Genomic DNA, 17,794 nt, shown 5'->3' on the forward strand with positions numbered 1-17,794 from the left:
AAGAGTCAAGCCTCTGCCAGGTCTTTGAGACGGGCCGTTTCGATGCGCGCCACCTCTTCTGCGGGCACGAAGTAGTCAGTGTCTTCGTCGTAACTGCGCACCACGAACGCAACCACCGACGCCACCAGCCCGAACGCCGCCAACCACCAGATATGCCACACCAGGGCGAAGCTGCAGATCAGCGCGAACACACTGATAACCAGGCCCGAGGCAGTATTGCGTGGCATATGGATGCTGCGATAGTCGGTGTGGCTCAGGGTGCTTACGCCGCGCTCCTTCATGCCCCAATAGGCGTCCAGGTCGTCGACCTTGGGTTGCTCGGCGAAGTTGTACAGCGGCGGCGGAGAGGAGGTGGCCCACTCCAGCGTGCGCCCGTCCCACGGATCGCCGGTGAGATCGCGATACTGGGGGCTGTGGCGGTTGCGGATACTGACGAACAGTTGCAGTGCTTGAGCGGCTACGCCGCAGAGGATGATCGCCACCCCGACCAACTCCAGCAGCAACCAGGGCCGCCATTCCGGGTTGTCGAAGTGGTTGAGGCGCCGGGTCATGCCCATGAAGCCCAGCACGTACGACGGCATAAAGGCGAAGTAGAAGCCGATCAACCAGCACCAGAACGCGATGCGTCCCAGCTTGTCGTTCAAGCGGAAGCCGAAAGCCTTGGGGAACCAGTAGGTCAGGCCCGCCATGTAGCCGAAGACCGCGCCGCCGATGATCACGTTGTGAAAGTGCGCGATCAGGAACAGGCTGTTGTGCAGCAGGAAGTCGGCGCCGGGAACTGCCAGCAGTACCCCGGTCATCCCGCCGATGCTGAAGGTCACGATAAAGCCCATGGTCCACAGCATCGGGGTTTCAAAGCGCACTCGGCCACGGTACATGGTGAACAGCCAGGTGAAGATCTTCACCCCGGTCGGCACGGCGATGATCATCGTCATGATGCCGAAGAACGCGTTGACGTTGGCCCCCGCGCCCATGGTGAAGAAATGGTGCAGCCACACGATGAACGACAACACGGTAATCGCGATCGTTGCCCATACCAGCGACACATAGCCGAACAGCCGTTTACTGCTGAACGTGGCGGCAACCTCCGAAAATACCCCGAACGCCGGCAGGATCAGGATGTACACCTCCGGATGCCCCCAGGCCCAGATCAGGTTGACGTACATCATCGGGTTGCCGCCGGCTTCGTTGGTAAAGAAGTGCATGCCCAGGTAACGATCCAGGCTCAGCATCAGCAGGGTGGCGGTCAGGATCGGAAACGACGCCAGGATCAACACTGAAGTGCACAGCGCATTCCAGGTGAACACCGGCATCTTGAACAGGGTCATGCCTTGGGTACGCATCTTCAAAATCGTGACGAAGAAATTCACCCCCGTCAGTAGCGTGCCGATGCCGGATATCTGCAAGGACCAGATGTAGTAATCCACCCCCACACCGGGGCTGTACGCTAACCCGGATAACGGCGGGTAGGCGACCCAACCGGTTCGCGCAAACTCACCGATCCCCAGTGAGACGTTGACCAACGCGGCACCGGCCACGAACAGCCAGAAGCTCAGCGCGTTGAGAAACGGGTAGGCCACATCGCGTGCGCCGATCTGCAACGGCACCACAACGTTCATCAAGCCGACCACGAAGGGCATGGCCACGAAAAAAATCATGATCACGCCGTGGGCGGTGAAGATCTGGTCGTAGTGTTCCGGCGGCAGATAACCCGGCCCGCCACTGGCGGCCATGGCTTGCTGGGTGCGCATCATGATCGCGTCAGAAAAACCGCGCAGCAGCATCACCAGCGCAACGATGATGTACATGCAGCCGATCTTTTTATGGTCCACCGAGGTGAACCACTCGCGCCACAGGTAACCCCATTTGCGCTTCCAGGTAATGGTCCCCACCATCGCCACACCGATCAGCCCGATAATGGCCAAGGTGTACATCACGATGGGTTCAGTGGTTGGAATCGCGTCCCACGACAGTTTTCCGAACATTGTTACCGCTCCTCAGCCAGCAGACTCGGGTGTTGATCGGCGCGCGTTTCAACGCCGCTCACGGGCGCGCGCTTGGGTTTATTGGCCTTGTTCATGCCTTCGTATTTATCGACGATGTCCAGGAACAGCCGCTCCTGAACCGCCGAGTAGTAGGTCACCGGGTGCTTGATGGTTGGCTTGGCCAATTGCGCATAGCTCGTCTGGTCCAGCGGCGTTGCCGCGCCCTTGACCTTGCTCACCCAGCTTTGGAAGTCGGCGGGGCTCAGCGACAGGGTAGAGAAATGCATGTCGGAAAAACCGGGGCCGTTGTAGTTGGCGGCGATGCCCTTGAATTCGCCGGTCTCGTTGGCGATCAGGTGCAGCTTGGTCTGCATGCCGGCCATGGCGTAGATCTGCCCGCCCAACGCCGGGATGAAGAAGGAGGTCATGGCCGCATCGGACGTGATGGTGAAACTCACCGGCGTGTGCACCGGCAGGGCCAGTTCGTTGACGCTGGCAATACCCAGGTCGGGGTAGATGAACAGCCACTTCCAGTCAGTGGCCACCACTTGCACATTGATCGGCGGCGTGTCCGAGTCGAGCGGGCGATAGGGGTCGAGGGCGTGGGTGGTTTTCCAGGTCACCCAGCCCAAGGCGATGATGATCAGCAGCGGCACGCCCCAGACGACCGCTTCGATCTTGTGGGAGCTGGCCCAGCGTGGCGAGTAACGCGCCTTTTTATTGGTGGCACGGTAGCGGTAGGCGAATACGAACATCAGCACGATCACCGGCACCACCACCAATAACATCAGGCCTGTGGCGAGGATAATCAGGTCACGTTCATCGGTTGCAACCTGCCCCTTGGGATTGAACACCACGAGGTTGCAGCCGGTTAATAAGAAAGTGCTGGCGAGATAGGCCAGGCAATAACTCATCGTTCGTTTCATGCCTTGCTCCTGTTGTGAAAACATCCGTGATTGCGCTGTCGAACAATTTGAATGGGGCCCTCAGGGGTTGGTTTAACAAAATGTTACGTCGCCTGACGAACGGTTTAACAAGCGAAACGCCAATGAGGCTTTTATAAAGTTCGCCTTGGAAAAAACACGGAATCCCTGCTAAAGAGTTCAGGTCTTAGTTGAAAGACCAACCCCTAACGGTCTTGGAGAACAGCTATGTTCATTCGCGGCAATACCTATAACGCCTGGGCCGCAAAAGCACTGGACGAAGAGTGCTTTACTCAGGAAGTGGAAAACGGCTGCCATATCGAAGTCAGGGCCCGCGAGCGGGAGGATGCCGATATCGAAGTGCTGCTGTGCGTCTACACCGCTACGGGCCAATGTGTCGCTGAGCGCACCAAGCAGTTACCGGGCGCGGAGTGGACAGTGCAGGACGCGCTCAAGCGTGGTATCGACCAGGCCGAAAGGATTGCCGGGGGCGAATCCGGTCGATTGCCCTGCGCCGACGCACACGGTCACGACGACGACTGACGAGGTGCCTGCGCTGGATTCGCACGAATAAAGGAACTTTGCTGACGCGGGCATTTTCCATTGTAGATAGCCCTGCATCAGCCGGCCCACGCCGGCTGATCGCTGATCGTAAACTGCCGCCAGAGCCGCCCCATGACCGAATCCACGCTCAGCCACGCCGAACCTTCCAAGCCGTCCTTGCGCCGCGCCGTCACCGGCCCGATGTTGTTCCTGTTCATCCTGGGCGACGTGCTCGGCGCAGGCGTGTATGCGCTGGCCGGCACCATCGCCGGCCAGGTGGGCGGGGCGATCTGGGTGCCGTTACTGGTGGCGCTATTCTTCGCCATGCTCACGGCCGGCTCCTACGCCGAGTTGGTGACCAAGTACCCGCACGCCGGCGCCGCTTCGGTGTTCGCCGAGAAGGCGTTCAAGTCACCGCTGGTCTCGTTCCTGGTGGGCTTTTGCATGCTCGCAGCGGCCGTGACCAGTGCGGCCGGGTTGTCACTGGCGTTTGCCGGGGACTACTTGGCGACGTTTATCGACGTCTCCCCCCATGTGGCGGCGCTGGTCTTCCTGGTGGTGATTGCGCTGCTGAATGCCCGCGGGATCAAGGAATCGCTGGGGGCCAATATGGTCATGACGTGCGTGGAACTGTCCGGGCTGTTGTTGGTGGTTGTCGCTGCGGCGTGGTGCTTCCAGGCCGGTGAAGCCAACCTTGGGCGGGCGTTTGAATTCAAGCCTGGCGTCAATCCCATGCTGGCGGTGCTGGGGGCTGCGTTGTTGGCGTTCTATTCGTTTGTCGGCTTTGAGACGTCGGCTAACCTGGCGGAAGAAATCCGTGGGGTGCGCAAGATTTACCCGCGTGCGTTGTTCGCTGCGTTGATCACCGCTGGCATCGTGTATATGGCGGTCGGTGTTGCTGCATCGGTGGTGTTGCCGATGGATAAGTTGACGGCCACTTCGGCGCCGTTACTCGAAGTTGTGCGGGCCTCGGGCTTGAACATTCCACCCCAGCTGTTTGCCTTCATTGCCTTGGTAGCGGTGGCTAATGGCGCTTTGCTGACGATGGTCATGGCCAGTCGCCTGACCTACGGTATGGCGCGCATGGGCCTGCTGCCGGAGCCGTTGTCGCGGGTGCTGCCCAAGCGCCGTACGCCTTGGGTGGCGATCATCGCCAGCACTGCCGTGGCGATTGCGCTGACCTTGACCGGCACGCTGGCGGCGTTGGCTGAGACGGTGGTGTTGTTGCTGCTGTTTGTGTTTCTCAGTACCAACCTGGCGGTGCTGGTGTTGCGCCGTGACCGGGTGGAAGAACGGCATTTTCGCGTGCCGAGTTGGGTGCCGGTGTTGGCGATTGTGTCGTGTTTGATCCTGCTTAGTCAGCAGAGTCTGGATACTTGGCTGCGGGGTGGGGCGCTGATGGTGCTGGGGGTGGTGTTGTATGGGTGCAATCGGTTGGTGGCGCCTGCTGTTCAGGAGCCAAAGCCTCTCTAACTGACGCGCCGCGTTCCAATCATGCTGGATCAGAACGGGTCCATATCCGTTGCTGCGGTAACGGATATGGACTCAGTCAACCCCACCTCCCATCAGGGCCTGAACACTACCCGCATACATGCATCCGACTTCTCCTTGAACATCGCGTATCCCTGCGCGCCATCTTCCAGACTCATCGGATGGGTCAACAGATAAGCAGGATCCAACTCGCCTTTCTGAATATGCTCAAACAAGGTCGTCGCATAACGCTGCCCCGGCTGCTGCCCGGCTTTCAACGTCAGGGCCTTGTTGACGATCGCCCCCATGGGAAACTTGTCGAGCAGCCCCCCATACACCCCGACTACCGACACCGTGCCGCCTTTGCGACACGCACGTATGGCCTGCCTGAGCACACTGCCGCGTTCGGTGTGCAGCCTGAGCAATTGCTTGGCCTTGTCATAGGCATAGTCGATCTCGGTACCGTGCGCCTCCATGCCCACGCAGTCGATGCAGCGGTCCGGCCCACGGCCACCGGTCAGTTCCAGTAAGGCGTCATGCACATTGGTGTGCTCGTAGTTGAGCGGGATCGCCTTGCCGCGCTCTTGTGCCAGGCGCAGCCGGTCCGGATATCGGTCGATCGCGATCACCCGTTCTGCACCCAACAGATAGGCGCTGCAAATAGCCATCTGACCCACGCCGCCGCAGCCCCACACCGCCACGGTATCGCCAGGCTGGATGCCGGCATTGTCCGCCGCAAAGTAACCGGTCGGCGCTGCGTCCGACACGAACAGCGCCTGCTCGTCGCTGACCCCGTCGGGCACCTTGAACAGGTTGACGTCGGCAAATGGCACTCGCACATAGGTGGCGTGGCTGCCGGGGTAGCCACCGAAGGCATGGCTGTAGCCGAGGATGCCGCAGCACGGCTGGCCGTACATAAGGTCCGTCGCCGAAGGGTTGGGGTTGGAGTTATCGCAACAGGAGAAATCGCTGCGTTGGCACGGTTCGCAATTGCCGCAGCCGATGATCGAAATGGTGACCACTTTGTCACCCTGGCGCAGGTCCGTGATGCCTTTGCCCACCTCGACGACTTCCCCCATGAATTCGTGGCCGATGATATCCCCGGGCTTCATGGCCGGTACGTAGCCGCCGAGCAAATGCAGGTCGGAACCGCATACGGAAGACAGCGTGACGCGAATGATTGCGTCACGCGGGTTGAGGATCGTCGGGTCGGGAACGTTGTCGACTTGCAGCGTATTCGGTGCTTGCCAAGTGAGTGCGCGCATCAGTGATTTCCCCCTTCAATGGCGACGCCGGTTTTGACTGCCGGGTGATCGGTGGTCACCTGGTCGTCGGCGGCGTGTACGTAAAAAAAGTCGTCGTCCTGTTCCGGTCTGAGGCGGTTGTTGCTGACCTCGCCGGTTTCCAGTTGCTGTTTCACCGCCTGCAATGCATTGAGCAAGGTCTTGTCACTGAACAGGCTGATTGCACGAGCGACGCCATAGCCCAATTTGCCCATGGCCGGCTTGCAGACCACCACCGCTTTGACTTGCGTGCCACGGCCGGCGGGAGCGGGGGTCAGTGAGACGGTAATGTCGTGCGCCCAGCGCGCATCGCCTGGGGTTTTCCAATGCAACACGGCCGGCTCCTGGGTTTGGGTCTGGATCAACGTGCACTGCACGCGTTTGCCGACGGGAGCGCGGAACGTCCAGCGTGTGGTATCCGGCGCCAGTTGCTCGATGCTGTCGACCCAGCGCAGCAGCGGGCCAATCTGCTCGGGCCGGGCGAGGAAAGCAGACACCTCTTCGAGCGGGCGACCTATTGTGATACTGCGCGTGATCGCCTCGCTGATCGGCCAGTGATGCTCGCGACTGAACTGCTGTTCGAAGGGGGTTGGCGTCAGTGCCTGCTTCAGCGTGCAATGGCCGGCGGTACCGCGAACCAAGGCGTAGGCGCCTGCCGCGGTCTGCAATGCGCCGCCCAATCCGCCGGTGCGCCAGCCGTTCAGCAGCAGGGCAGCGCCGGCCGTCAGCGAAAGTCTGCGTTCGGCCTTGGTCAGCGTGCCGCGTCGATGGGTGTCTTCAGAGGTATGGTGCGCTATCAGTGGATGCTCAGTCATGTTGCAGTCCTCCAACGGGTGTGTGTGCGGTAGAAAATCCGCCGCCGTTTGAGGTTCCACAACATTTTGCGTAGGGGGATGAAAGGTGTCAGCGTCTAGGGAGGGTTCAGAAGTCCGCGAGGCGGCATGCGGCGACGCGCGAAGTCGTCCCAGCGCTCAGGCTCACGCTGTTCGTCACAGCGCATGCACACATATACATCCGGCTCGAGGCCCAGATAGTAGCCCTTGCGTATATAAGGATGCTCGCACGCAACTGGCCGATAGCCTTGGCCCGTCCGACTACACTGCTTAGTCATATAAACTGCCCTGAAAAAAAGCCCGCACTGAGTACGGGCAAGACAGGAGTTTTTACCAAGAGCCTGGAGTGAACAGACTCACTATTGAGAATCCAAAAAAGCCGACGCGGTTTTATTTTTTTTCGTAACTGCCGACGAATGGTCGTTGGCTTATACAAACAAGAAAACTGTGCAGGCTGGTCAGTTAGCCAAGAAAAATTCTGAACCTTCCTTCTGATCAAACAACAAAAAGATCAGAAGGAGCGGCTATGAAAAATTCTTTATATATCATCGAGTACGACTACCACCATGAGCCGAAGTCTTTCATTATAAGAGCGGAGGTCATGAACAATACGGAGGCATGGCATTGGGCATGTTGCGATGCAGGGATCGGCATTATTCCAAGGTCGCGCAATGAAAAGATCAAACGAATGAGCAAGCCACTTGCCGAGCGTTACGGCATTGAACATGTAAGGTGGCGTCCGTCCGGCAGTGTTCCGTTTATTGCACAGCCCTACGTGCCACCTCCGCCTGAATAAAAGCGAGCTTAATGGGACATCCAGTCGCCCTTTGTTCAGAACTTACTGTTTTCCTCGGCGAGTTTGCAGGGCATATAACTTTTGCACACTGCGTTGAAGTGCATCTTTCATAAGTTCGGCCGCGTACAGTTGCCTGCACGTCGGGCAGAGCATTTCAGAGGCTGTCGCCACCAGGTACTCAGGTTCGTCCGTGGTCGGTTCATAGGTTGTCTTGCATTGAACACAACGGCGGTTCGCTTGTAGATGGGGCACATCGATTCCTCCCTGAATGGAGTGCCACCATTCATCATCGGGCGGATGTTTTCAACCGCTAAACGGGAAAATTTCAAACAAGCGATTAGTTGATATTTTAATGCCAGTATCCTGAGCCGACAGCGCATCGTGTCCAGGCGAAAGGCTAGGAGTGGATGAAGCTGCTCACGAACTCCGCCTTGATGACCGGCAGTTCGATGCCGTGGATCAAGCCGGCGGCCAGCGCCTGATGAGGGTCGAGAATGCGCGGTGCGGCGATCAGGTACTTTTCCGTTTCCAACGGTTCGCTGGCAGCGGCGGTGCGTTCGGCCACGATGCGTGCATACAGTTGCAAGTCGTAATCGAGGCTCATCGCGTATTCGGACATGCGCGAATGGTCGACCGCGCCTTGCACGTGCCAATGAAACGGGTGGAACAGGAATTTGCTGTGGGTGCAGGCGGTGCGGCGTTCACCGGCGAGAAAAATGATATTGCCCATCGATTCCACCGTGCCCAGGTTATGGGTATGCACCGGGATCGGCAGCGACATCAGGAAGTTGTACATCGTAAAACCATAGCTGCATTCGCCGCCCATGGTCGCGATGTTCAATACCAGGCCCGAAGCATCTTGCTGCACGGCCAACGAGGCTTTTTCGATCAGTTGGCTGCAGGTCGAGGCGGTGACAGGGCCGGTAAAATTAATAATGTGTAAAGGCATGGTGTCCCTCATCAATGAAAGCAGGGGAGCACTGCTCCCCTGCGTCAAGCACATTAACTATTGCGGCCGCCACCATGGCTGTTTTCGCCGCCTTTACGTCCGGCTTCCGAGGCTTTCTCCCGGTCGTTGGCGAAATTCCCGCCACTGTTCTGGCCGCCTTTGCTACCGGCTTCAGCGGCGCGCTCGGGATCATTCTTGAAGTTGCCGCCGCTGTTCTGACCGCCTTTGCTACCGGCTTCAGCGGCGCGTTCAGGATCGTTCTTGAAATTCCCGCCACTGTTTTGGCCGCCCTTGCTGCCGATCTCTTGATAGAACTCTTTATCATGAGAAGCAGACGTGGCTTCGCCACCTTTTTTACCGGCTTCGTTGACACTCATTTGGCCTTTTTTGTCTTGAGTACTCATGTTCAGTTACCTCGTCGTTATGTCGGTTATACAACGTTCATTTCGATCTTGCAGGGAACTTGCACTCAGTCTGCGAGTGCGCTGGCTATAAGTTTCTCTCGCACAACGGTGGTGTTTGCGTCGCGCCGATAGTTGCTTCGGCTAGTTCGGAAACTTGCCGGCGTTCGTAACAGGGAGTTGTGCTTGAACGCGCAACGGTCTTTGCCTCAGTTCGCACTTCCATCACCGGCTGGCGATGGAGCTCGCCACGCTGATAATCAATTGACGCTCGCATGATTGATGCCCTTCGTTATGACTTGCGTCCACCACCATGGCTGTTCTGGCCGCCTTTACGACCGGCTTCCGAGGCTTTCTCGCGGTCGTTGGCAAAGTTGCCCCCTGACGACTGGCCGCCTTTTTTCCCCGCTTCCGAAGCTTTTTCGCGGTCGTTAGCGAAGTTGCCAGGGTTTTTATTACTCGTGGTCATAACAATACTCCTAGTTCAGTTGTCGTTTCGCTAGTTGCCCATTTATGCAACGGACATCTACTCCGATAAGAGCAGGCGGGCAGTGGTTTTGAAATTTTTTAGAAACGCCGATGAACGGTAGTGAGTAGCCAGAAACTTATACAAATCGTCGCTTGGCAAGCCGCTTCGTATAACTTTTCAGAGGGGTGGTTGATATTGAAATAATGGCGTTGCTGACCATTCAGCTTAGTTTCAAGTGTGTGTTTCTAAAGGCGGAATAAGCGTGACTGATCTTTGTCGGCGTTACTTCTTGCTTGGCGCCGTCTGCGGCCAATGCTGGCCTTTTCACACGCTGTTGCTGCAGCCCCGCCAGACTGCTTGTATGCTTGCCCCCGGAACCGGTGGCCGCTGTGAGTACCGACGTTCGAATGATGGCTGGAATGGAACCGGACTTCCTTTAAGGTGCTGACGTGAAGCGTGATACCCGCCTAGTGATGCTTTTGCTGTTGGTGATCGGCTGTTCCCTGACTTCTCTGACGATCTGGAAGGTCCTGTCTTCCCGTGAGCGTGCGCTGGCGGAAGTGAACGTGCATGGCTTGAACCTCACCCAGGCGCTCACGACGTACACCGAAGGTATCGTGCGCCAAAGCGCATTGCTGTTGCTGGGTCTGGTCGAGCGCCTGGAAACCGAAGGCAGTGGCCCGGCACAGATCCAGCGCATCAGCGCGTTGATACGTCGCCAGCAACCGGTGATGCCGCAACTCAGCGGCATCACCATCTATGACCGGCAGGGTGGCTGGTTGATGTCGTCCAACCGCGCGATTCCGGCAGGCGCCAACAGCAGCGCACGCGCCTACTTCATTCATCACCGCGACGATCCAAGCCGTGAGCCCTTCATCGGTCCGCCGATTCAGAGCCATACCAACCAGGAGTGGGTGGTTACCATCAGCCGCCGCTTCGATGACGCGGCCGGCAACTTTGCCGGGGTGGTGGCCGTGACCCTGGGCGTGGAGAACTTTCTGCGCGTGTTCGGCAAGCTCGACGTCGGCCAGGACGGTGCGATCGGTTTGTCGTACACCGACGGCACCTTGCTGGTGCGCTATCCCTTCCGCGAGCAGGACATGGGCCGCAACTTTTCCACCTCGCCGATCTATTCCCAGTATCTGGTCGACCGCTCCGTGGGCACCGCTGCGTACACCTCCAGTCTGGATGGGGTAGAGCGGCTGTATGCCTTTCGCAAAAGCGAAAGCCTGCCCCTGATTACCACCGTCGCCCTGGGCAAGCACGAAGCGCTTGCGGCCTGGCGCATTGAAGCCGCGTTGTCCGCTGTGGTGGTGGCGGGGCTGCTGGGGCTGACCGGTTTGATCGGTTGGTTTCTGATCCTTGATATCCGCCGGCGAACCGAGGCCGAAGAGGCGCTGCGTATCGCCCAGCAGCAGTTGCTCGACTCTAATCGGAAGCTAGAATTACTGGCGATGAAGGACGCGCTGACCGGCCTGGCCAACCGACGCTGTTTCGATGAAACCCTGGCCCTGGAAGCGCGCCGGGCGCAACGCGACGGCACGACGCTGGCCTTGCTGATGATCGACGTCGACTATTTCAAGCGGTACAACGATGCCCTCGGCCATGTTGCGGGCGACGCCTGCCTGCAGAGGATCAGCACACTGTTGGAAACGTGCGTGCGGCGCCCTTCGGACCTGGTGGCGCGTTACGGCGGAGAAGAAATAGCGGTCATCATGCCCGCGACCGATAGCGAAGGCGCGGCGGTGGTGGCGCAATTGATCCTGGATCGGCTGTCGCAGGAGAACATCGTGCATCCTGGCAGCCCGTACGGGCGTGTGAGTGTGAGTATCGGGGTGGCCGCGGGTGCAGGTGCTGAGCTGGAGCCTGCGCTCGGCTTGATCGAGGCGGCGGACAAAGCGCTTTATAACGCGAAGTCTGCAGGGCGTAATGGATTTGCGCTGCGCTGAGGAGCCCGACGCGAATTAACGGCCCGATCGCGACCCGACAGTGGAAGGGGGCTTGCTCCCGATAGCGGTGTATCAGCTGAGGCTGAGCTGAATGACACTCTGCTATCGGGAGCAAGCCCCCTCCCACAGGGTTAACCTCAATCGGCACCGACCAGCGCAGGCCGGCGACTGCCGAGTTTGCGCAGGCGCTCAACCGGTGTGTTCGCCATCGCCTCTTCATGCAATGCGGTTTCCAGCGCTTCCAAATGCCGCGACAGGATCTTGACCGATCCGCTCGGGTTGGCAGGGTCAAACGGGATCTTGCCATTGGCGACCAATACCATGGCCAGTTCCCAGGCCCGCTGTGAATTGTTCATCACGCCACCTCCTTTTTTCAACAGGTTCAGATAAGGCTGTGACCCGCCTGCAAGGAGACGGTATCAATTTGGTTGCTTCTGAAATATTGATCAATTCAACGATTCAGTTCCGTCGGAACTATCGTTTATTTAGATTCGGCGCCTCTCAGCGCAAAAATTCTGAACCCCGCCGCCGCCCCGCCAACCTAATGCTGCATAACCGGGAGGTGCACCATGGAACTGACGTATTTCTGGATTGGCTTGATGATCATCCTGTTGTTGCTCGACCTGTGGGTCCTCAACAGCGTGTGGCGTAGCGAAAACTCTTCGGGGAGCAAGGCAGGGTGGACCGCCGTGGTCGTCTTGCTGCCATTCCTGGGTGCGGTGATATGGGCGGTATACGGCCCGCGCGGCGTGACCAAGGGCCCGTCCTCGCCGGAGCACAGCAAGGGCTGAAAGAGGGTTGGCTATGCGCGAGTCAAAGCCTGATGACCTGCACAGCCGCAACTATCCGGTACGCGAAGACATGCCTTTGCAACGCAAAGTCTGGCGCTTCGAGCGGCTGGGCTGGTACGGGCTGGTCGTGCTTATTGTACTGACGCTGGCGGGGCTGTTTTCCAAGGGGCCGTTGAGCACCACCGAGGCACGCAGCGCCGACGGGCAGCTACGCGTCGAATACCAGCGCTTCCTGCGCAATGGTTCATCCGATGCATTGGTGATCCACCTGCAAGGCGCTGTGCGCAAGCCGTTGGAAGTCGAAATCAACGGCGAGCTGTTGCAGGGCTTCAATGTGGAGATGCTCCAACCGCAGCCACTCAAGGCCAGCGCGTCGGGAGAGGGCGTAAAGCTGTGGACGCTGAGCGACGATCAGGGGCGGGCCACGCTGTATCTGAGCTTGCGCAGTGATGGCGTCGGCAATTTCGACACTCGGGTTTCGCTGGCCAACGGCGCAACCGTGGACGTATCCCAGTTCATTTATCCCTAGGGAGCAAGCATGGACTCCGTCTTGCGGGCAGCCGCGATTTACCTGGTATTGATGATCCTGTTCAAGGTCGCGGGCCGACGCTCCCTCGCGGAACTCAACACCTTTGATCTGGTGCTGCTGATGGTGATTGGTGAGGCGACCCAGCAGGCCCTGCTGGGGGATGATTTCTCGCTGACCAATGCGGTGCTGGTCATCGTCACGCTGATCGCTATCGACATCGGCCTGTCATTGCTCAAGCAGCATTCGCTGTGGTTTTCACGGGTGCTCGATGGCGGGCCGACGGTGGTGGTCGAAGAGGGCCGAGTCCTTCACGAACGCCTCAAGCGCGCCCGCCTGGATGAAGACGATATCCTCGAGGCGGCCCGGTCGGCCCAGGGTATTCTCGAGATCAAGCACATCCGCTTCGCGATCCTCGAGCGCAACGGCAAGATCTCGGTGATTCCTTACCAATAACCGCGCCTAGCGCCGTGCGCGGCACAGGCTCTGGATCAAGCTGATCAACGCATCATGGGTCACGGGTTTGCTCACGTGGGTGCTGAAGCCCGAGTCGGTGGCCTTCTTCTGGTCACTGCTGGCACCGTAACCTGTCAACGCGATGGCGGGCACCTGCTGGAGGTGGCTGATCTGGCGCAAGTGCTGCATCAGCTCATGGCCGTTCATGTTCGGCATGCCAATGTCCGAGACAATCAGGTCGAAAGGCGTGTCGCCGGCCGCTTGCAGTGCAGCGAGCGGGTCATCGAACGCACTCACCTCGGCACCTTCCATCTCCAACAGCATATTCAACACTTCCAGCACATCGGCTGAGTCGTCCACCAGCAACACTTTGACCCCGGTCAAGCGCTCATCCGAAGCGTCCGCAGCGTTAGCGGGGGGCAGTCGGTCCTGTTGCCTGGAAAGCGGCAGCGCTATCGAGAAGGTGCAGCCAAAGCCCAGCCCCGGGGACTGAACACTGACCGTGCCACCGTGGGCTTCCACCAGTTGCCGGACCAGGGACAGGCCGATACCCAGGCCTTCGCGCTGATGGGTTTGGTGTTGGTTTTCCGCCTGGCCGAACAGGTCGAAGATCTTCTCCAGGCTGTCTTCGGCGAGCCCGGCGCCGCTGTCGATCACGTCCAACCGCGCGTACCCCTCGGTACGGCTGACCAGCAACTGCACGCGGCCGTCGCTGGGGGTGAATTTCAGCGCATTGTTGACCAGGTTCCAGATCACCTGTTCGAGGCGCGTAGGGTCGGCGTCGACGAACAAGGCTGCCGGCGTCGTCGGTTTTTGCAGGGTCACCTGGCACCGATGGCCATCGGCGAGCACCACCGCGTAGATATCCTCAAGCGTGCGGATCAGGTCGATCGGTTGCTTCTTCAGCTTGAGCTTGCCGGTGCGCACCCTGGCCACGTCCAGCAGGTCGTCGATGATGCGCGCCTGGCTCGATACCGCTTCGCAGATGGTGTTCACGGCCTTGACCGCCTGGCCGGTGGCCTTGGTCGCCGGCAGGCGTCGCAGCAATTCGGCATTCAGTTGAATCAGGTTCAACGGGTGCTTGAGTTCGTGGGACATCACCGCGAAGAACTCATCCTTGAGGTGACTGTTGGTCTGGGTCTCCATCAAGCGTTGACTCTGCTCATCCTGGGTGCGCTTATGGCCGGTGAGGTCACGGGCGATCTTGACGTAGCCCTGCAGGTTATTGCTGGTCAGCAGGGTGACTTCGCCACTGCAATAAAACCGGCTGCCGTCCTTGCGTACGTGCCAGCGTTCGTCTTCGCCGCGCCCGTGTTCGCGGGCGGCGCGCAGCTCGTTTTCGGGGATGCCGGCGGTGCGGTCTTCAGGGGAGAAGATCAAGTCGTAATAGGCGCCAAGCACCTCGTCCTTGGTATAGCCGAAGATCAACTCGGCACCGGTGTTCCAGTCGGTGATGGCGCCATGGTCATCCAGAATGATGATGGCAAAATCATGGGTGCTGTCCGCGACCAGGCGCATGCGCTCTTCACCCAGGCGCAGTTCTTCTTCGGCCTGGCGCCGCTTGGTGATATCGATAAAGGTCAGCACCGTGCCATCGATATGGTCTTCGCTGGAGCGGTACGGCAGAAGGCGTGCGATGTACCAGCGGTCGTCCTTGCTGCTGATTTCGCGTTCGATCATGCTCAACGATTCGAACACTGTGGTGGCGTCTTCGGTCATTTCCGGGTAGTTGAGCCGGTGAGTGATGTCCATCAACGAGCGCCCGGTGTCCACCGGCAGCATGCTGAAAATATCCGTGGCCCGTGGCGTGAACCAGCGAATGCGCATGTTGCGGTCGACGAAGACCGTGGCGATATCGGTGGAGGCGATCAGGTTGGTCAGGTAGTCATTGACCTTGTCGGTCTCTTCAACCTTGGTCTTGAGTTCGAAATTGACCGTCAGCAGTTCTTCGTTGATCGACTGCAACTCTTCCTTGCTGGTTTCCAGCTCTTCGGTGGCCGAGCGCAACTCTTCGTTGACCGCCTGCATTTCTTCGTTGGACGCCTTGAGTTCTTCGCTGGAGACCTCGGCCTGCTCGATGGTGTCCTGCAGGTGCAACTTGGTCCGCTGCAGTTCGCGCTCCAGGTTGCTCATCATCTGGTTTTCGGCTTGGCTGATGGCGGTTTCTTCGGCGTGCCGGGGGTCGACTTCAGTTTCCTGGAAAATCACCAGGACATAATCGCTCTCGGTGAGATCGTCCTGGTAGGGCAGGGCGGTGACATCGACCACGTAGGGCACGTGATCGCGCTCGATGCGCACTTTGCGCGACGTCACCGCAAGGCCCGACTGCTGGGCCTGGAACAGCGTCGTACGAATATCCAGGCGCAGGTCCGGGTGCACCAGGGCCAGCAGGTTGCGCGTCATCTCCCCGGCCACATGGCGCAGGAAGCGCGCCGCGCCTTCACTCATGTGCAGGATGTCGGCGTGTATATCCACGATGACACTGGGCGGCGCGGCCTTTTCCAGCGCGCGCAGGTGAATGTCGGCGAACGAGACCTTGTTCGGTACCTTGACCTGGGCGGCAGCGGTGGTGGCGCTGGACCGCAGGTAGCCACCACGCGGCATGCTGGGCGCGCGGCGCATGGCCGCTGAACCGGCCCGCACGCGGAAAATGCGGTTGCGCTTGTCCACCGGCACGAACAGGTCCAGGCAGCCGTCGGCCGACTCCGAGGAGCCCAGGAACAGGTAGCCGCCGGGGCGCAGCGCAAAGTGGAACATCTGCAGGATGTCGCGCTGCACCTCGCGGTCCAGGTAGATCAACAGGTTGCGACAGACGATCAGGTCGATCTGCGAGAAGGGCGGGTCGCTCAGCAGGCTGTGCTTGGCGAACAGGACTTTTTCACGGATCTCCTTGCGCACCCGATAGTGCTGGTTTTTTTCCTTGGCAAAGTGCTGGCGCAGGCGTGAGGGCGGCACGTCGGTAATGATCGCTTCCGGGTAAACGCCGTTACGCCCATGGTTGATCGCGCGCTCGTCGATATCGGTGGCGAACACCTGCATTTTTGCATCGCTGCCATCTACCGCCAGTTGCTCGGCGACCAGCATGCCCAGGCTATAGGCCTCTTCGCCGGTGGAGCAGCCGGCCGACCAGATGCGCACCTCTTCGCGTTTGGGCACGCTGTCTTCCAGTGACTTCACCAGGTTGGGCACCACATCGCGCTCGAGCGCTTCGAAGGCCTCGCGGTCACGGAAAAAGTTGGTCACGCCGATCAGCATGTCGCCGAGCAATGCCTTGGTTTCTTCCGGGTGCGCCTGGAGATATTCGTAGTAGCTGGCCAGATCCGGTTGGGCGGTGACCTGCAGGCGGCGTTCGATGCGGCGCAGTACGGTAGCGCGCTTGTAGTGCTTGAAGTCGTGGCCGGTGGTGAGCCGCAGTTGTATCAGGATATCCAGCAGCAACTGTTCGGCGACCGCCGCGTCACGTTCAGTTGCAGGCGGCGTGGTTTTGATCTCGGGGTCATTGGCGGTAGGCAGGGTGATGGAGCGGGCGTTGCGCCATAGCTCCAGCAATTTTTGCGGCATCTCCACCACGGGCAACACCAGGTCGACCATCTGGGTTTCGATGGCCGCCAGTGGCATGCCGTCGAATTCCGCGTCTTCCGGGGTTTGCACCAGGGTGACGCCGCCCTGTTCCTTGATACGCGAAAGCCCTACCGCGCCGTCCGAACCGGTGCCGGACAATACAAGGCAAAACGCGTGCTCTTTGTGGGCATCTGCCAGGTCGCGAAAGAACAGGTCGATGGCGATATGCGAGCCGCCTTCGCGCGCCGACGGCGAGACGGCCAGGTAGCCATCATTCATTGCCAAGTGCTGCGCCGGCGAAATCACGTACACCCGGTTCTTCTCGATGGGCGTCGTCTCGGTGACCTGCAGCACCGGCAGCCGGGTCGACTCCTGGATGATCCTGTCCGCGACGCTTTGATGGTCGGGAGACAGGTGCAGGATCACCACAAAAGCCATGCCGCAGTCTTGGGGCATGTGTTCGAAAAATGCCTTCACCGCCTGCAACCCGCCCGCCGACGCGCCGATACCCACCACTGGAAAATTCAGGGTGCTGGGGATCAGATCCTTGCGTTGCGGGACATTGGGTGACCGCGGGGGGGCAGACTTCATAAACACCAACCTTGGTTATTAACTGCGCAGGGCAAGAATTCGAAACGGGATGAGGGATAAACGAATAGCGGAATATAGCTGAAAAGCGATCTGTAACAGAACGCTTCGACACCACTCGATACCCCAACGGGCGTTCACCCTTCGGTTGAGAGGCGTACTTTGCAAAGGTTTATTCCATCGGACGAGCGGCGCAGCCGTGCGGGTACGGTCATCCGATTTTCTGAAAATTGCTCTGAACTATCGGGCGCGGCCGACCCTCGCAACACTA

At 59.4% G+C, this 17,794-nt stretch carries 16 protein-coding genes; 7 read left to right on the forward strand and 9 right to left on the reverse strand.

Translation table 11 applies throughout. The features are described 5' to 3' along the window. Nucleotides 1-5: 5 nt before the first annotated feature. Nucleotides 6-1,985, reverse strand: coding sequence for a cytochrome o ubiquinol oxidase subunit I (cyoB, locus tag C4J84_RS10080; protein WP_124419720.1), 1,980 nt, complete (start codon nt 1,983-1,985; stop codon nt 6-8). A 2-nt stretch (nt 1,986-1,987) separates the two neighbouring features. Then, on the reverse strand, nt 1,988-2,911 hold the full coding sequence (gene cyoA / locus C4J84_RS10085; RefSeq protein ID WP_124362339.1) for a ubiquinol oxidase subunit II: 924 nt from the start codon (nt 2,909-2,911) through the stop codon (nt 1,988-1,990). A gap of 225 nt (nt 2,912-3,136) precedes the next feature. On the opposite strand from cyoA, the gene C4J84_RS10090 reads away from it, so the two are divergent. Both C4J84_RS10090 and C4J84_RS10095 read left to right on the forward strand, forming a co-directional pair. Beyond that, a complete protein-coding gene (locus C4J84_RS10090) occupies nt 3,137-3,451 on the forward strand; it encodes a hypothetical protein (protein WP_124403811.1) in 315 nt (104 codons plus the stop codon). 132 nt (nt 3,452-3,583) lie between these two features. Further along, nucleotides 3,584-4,924, forward strand: a complete 1,341-nt coding sequence (locus tag C4J84_RS10095) for an APC family permease (protein WP_256681403.1) — start codon at nt 3,584-3,586, stop codon at nt 4,922-4,924. Between the two features lie 92 nt (nt 4,925-5,016). Here the strand turns inward: C4J84_RS10095 and C4J84_RS10100 are convergent, their stop codons facing one another. Together C4J84_RS10100 and C4J84_RS10105 are read right to left on the reverse strand one after the other, a co-directional pair. Continuing rightward, on the reverse strand, nt 5,017-6,186 hold the full coding sequence (locus C4J84_RS10100; protein ID WP_124435250.1) for a zinc-dependent alcohol dehydrogenase: 1,170 nt from the start codon (nt 6,184-6,186) through the stop codon (nt 5,017-5,019). Continuing rightward, the gene (locus C4J84_RS10105; RefSeq protein ID WP_124435251.1) at nt 6,186-7,019 is read right to left on the reverse strand and encodes an SRPBCC family protein; all 834 of its coding nucleotides are present in this window, start codon (nt 7,017-7,019) and stop codon (nt 6,186-6,188) included. The genes C4J84_RS10100 and C4J84_RS10105 overlap by 1 nt, the downstream gene beginning before the upstream one ends. A 544-nt stretch (nt 7,020-7,563) precedes the next feature. Between C4J84_RS10105 and C4J84_RS10110 the strand changes: the two genes are divergently transcribed. Continuing rightward, complete coding sequence (locus C4J84_RS10110) at nt 7,564-7,833, forward strand: DUF6555 family protein (protein ID WP_124362343.1); 270 nt, start codon at nt 7,564-7,566, stop codon at nt 7,831-7,833. A gap of 397 nt (nt 7,834-8,230) precedes the next feature. Here C4J84_RS10110 and C4J84_RS10120 read toward each other — a convergent pair whose 3' ends face one another. From C4J84_RS10120 to C4J84_RS10130, 3 genes are all read right to left on the reverse strand, one after another. After that, nucleotides 8,231-8,782, reverse strand: a complete 552-nt coding sequence (locus C4J84_RS10120; protein WP_124366605.1) for an ATP-dependent Clp protease proteolytic subunit — start codon at nt 8,780-8,782, stop codon at nt 8,231-8,233. 53 nt (nt 8,783-8,835) lie between these two features. Next, nucleotides 8,836-9,186, reverse strand: coding sequence for a general stress protein (locus tag C4J84_RS10125; RefSeq protein ID WP_124362346.1), 351 nt, complete (start codon nt 9,184-9,186; stop codon nt 8,836-8,838). Nucleotides 9,187-9,475: 289 nt separating this feature from the next. Beyond that, nucleotides 9,476-9,652, reverse strand: a complete 177-nt coding sequence (locus tag C4J84_RS10130; protein WP_076954923.1) for a general stress protein — start codon at nt 9,650-9,652, stop codon at nt 9,476-9,478. 449 nt (nt 9,653-10,101) lie between these two features. Between C4J84_RS10130 and C4J84_RS10135 the strand changes: the two genes are divergently transcribed. Next, entirely contained in the window at nt 10,102-11,601 is a 1,500-nt protein-coding gene (locus C4J84_RS10135; protein ID WP_124435252.1) for a sensor domain-containing diguanylate cyclase, read from the forward strand. A 137-nt stretch (nt 11,602-11,738) separates the two neighbouring features. Here the strand turns inward: C4J84_RS10135 and C4J84_RS10140 are convergent, their stop codons facing one another. Further along, nucleotides 11,739-11,957, reverse strand: coding sequence for a hypothetical protein (locus C4J84_RS10140; protein WP_124370327.1), 219 nt, complete (start codon nt 11,955-11,957; stop codon nt 11,739-11,741). Nucleotides 11,958-12,170: 213 nt separating this feature from the next. Here C4J84_RS10140 and C4J84_RS10145 point away from each other — a divergent pair, with 213 nt between their 5' ends. The 3 genes from C4J84_RS10145 to C4J84_RS10155 are packed head-to-tail and all read left to right on the forward strand — an operon-like array spanning nt 12,171 to nt 13,374. Then, nucleotides 12,171-12,392, forward strand: a complete 222-nt coding sequence (locus C4J84_RS10145; protein ID WP_124403820.1) for a PLD nuclease N-terminal domain-containing protein — start codon at nt 12,171-12,173, stop codon at nt 12,390-12,392. Between the two features lie 13 nt (nt 12,393-12,405). Beyond that, a complete protein-coding gene (locus tag C4J84_RS10150; RefSeq protein ID WP_124435253.1) occupies nt 12,406-12,921 on the forward strand; it encodes a hypothetical protein in 516 nt (171 codons plus the stop codon). A gap of 9 nt (nt 12,922-12,930) precedes the next feature. Next, on the forward strand, nt 12,931-13,374 hold the full coding sequence (locus C4J84_RS10155; protein ID WP_124435254.1) for a DUF421 domain-containing protein: 444 nt from the start codon (nt 12,931-12,933) through the stop codon (nt 13,372-13,374). Between the two features lie 6 nt (nt 13,375-13,380). Here the strand turns inward: C4J84_RS10155 and C4J84_RS10160 are convergent, their stop codons facing one another. Then, nucleotides 13,381-17,526 (reverse strand): CheR family methyltransferase, encoded by a 4,146-nt coding sequence (locus C4J84_RS10160; RefSeq protein ID WP_124435255.1) that lies wholly within the window; start codon nt 17,524-17,526, stop codon nt 13,381-13,383. Nucleotides 17,527-17,794 lie beyond the last annotated feature (268 nt).

The sequence above is a fragment of the Pseudomonas sp. R11-23-07 genome (assembly GCF_003852295.1).
Classification (GTDB): Bacteria; Pseudomonadota; Gammaproteobacteria; order Pseudomonadales; family Pseudomonadaceae; genus Aquipseudomonas.

Excerpts from the sequence above, each read along its gene's own strand:
- C4J84_RS10155 (WP_124435254.1), top strand. The coding sequence starts at position 12,931 with ATGGACTCCGTCTTGCGGGCAGCCGCGATTTACCTGGTATTGATGATC.
- C4J84_RS10120 (WP_124366605.1), bottom strand. The coding sequence starts at position 8,782 with ATGCCTTTACACATTATTAATTTTACCGGCCCTGTCACCGCCTCGACC.
- C4J84_RS10150 (WP_124435253.1), top strand. The coding sequence starts at position 12,406 with ATGCGCGAGTCAAAGCCTGATGACCTGCACAGCCGCAACTATCCGGTA.
- cyoA (WP_124362339.1), bottom strand. The coding sequence starts at position 2,911 with ATGAAACGAACGATGAGTTATTGCCTGGCCTATCTCGCCAGCACTTTC.
- C4J84_RS10125 (WP_124362346.1), bottom strand. The coding sequence starts at position 9,186 with ATGAGTACTCAAGACAAAAAAGGCCAAATGAGTGTCAACGAAGCCGGT.
- C4J84_RS10145 (WP_124403820.1), top strand. The coding sequence starts at position 12,171 with ATGGAACTGACGTATTTCTGGATTGGCTTGATGATCATCCTGTTGTTG.
- C4J84_RS10100 (WP_124435250.1), bottom strand. The coding sequence starts at position 6,186 with ATGCGCGCACTCACTTGGCAAGCACCGAATACGCTGCAAGTCGACAAC.
- C4J84_RS10110 (WP_124362343.1), top strand. The coding sequence starts at position 7,564 with ATGAAAAATTCTTTATATATCATCGAGTACGACTACCACCATGAGCCG.
- C4J84_RS10105 (WP_124435251.1), bottom strand. The coding sequence starts at position 7,019 with ATGACTGAGCATCCACTGATAGCGCACCATACCTCTGAAGACACCCAT.
- C4J84_RS10130 (WP_076954923.1), bottom strand. The coding sequence starts at position 9,652 with ATGACCACGAGTAATAAAAACCCTGGCAACTTCGCTAACGACCGCGAA.
- cyoB (WP_124419720.1), bottom strand. The coding sequence starts at position 1,985 with ATGTTCGGAAAACTGTCGTGGGACGCGATTCCAACCACTGAACCCATC.
- C4J84_RS10140 (WP_124370327.1), bottom strand. The coding sequence starts at position 11,957 with ATGAACAATTCACAGCGGGCCTGGGAACTGGCCATGGTATTGGTCGCC.
- C4J84_RS10095 (WP_256681403.1), top strand. The coding sequence starts at position 3,584 with ATGACCGAATCCACGCTCAGCCACGCCGAACCTTCCAAGCCGTCCTTG.
- C4J84_RS10160 (WP_124435255.1), bottom strand. The coding sequence starts at position 17,526 with ATGAAGTCTGCCCCCCCGCGGTCACCCAATGTCCCGCAACGCAAGGAT.
- C4J84_RS10090 (WP_124403811.1), top strand. The coding sequence starts at position 3,137 with ATGTTCATTCGCGGCAATACCTATAACGCCTGGGCCGCAAAAGCACTG.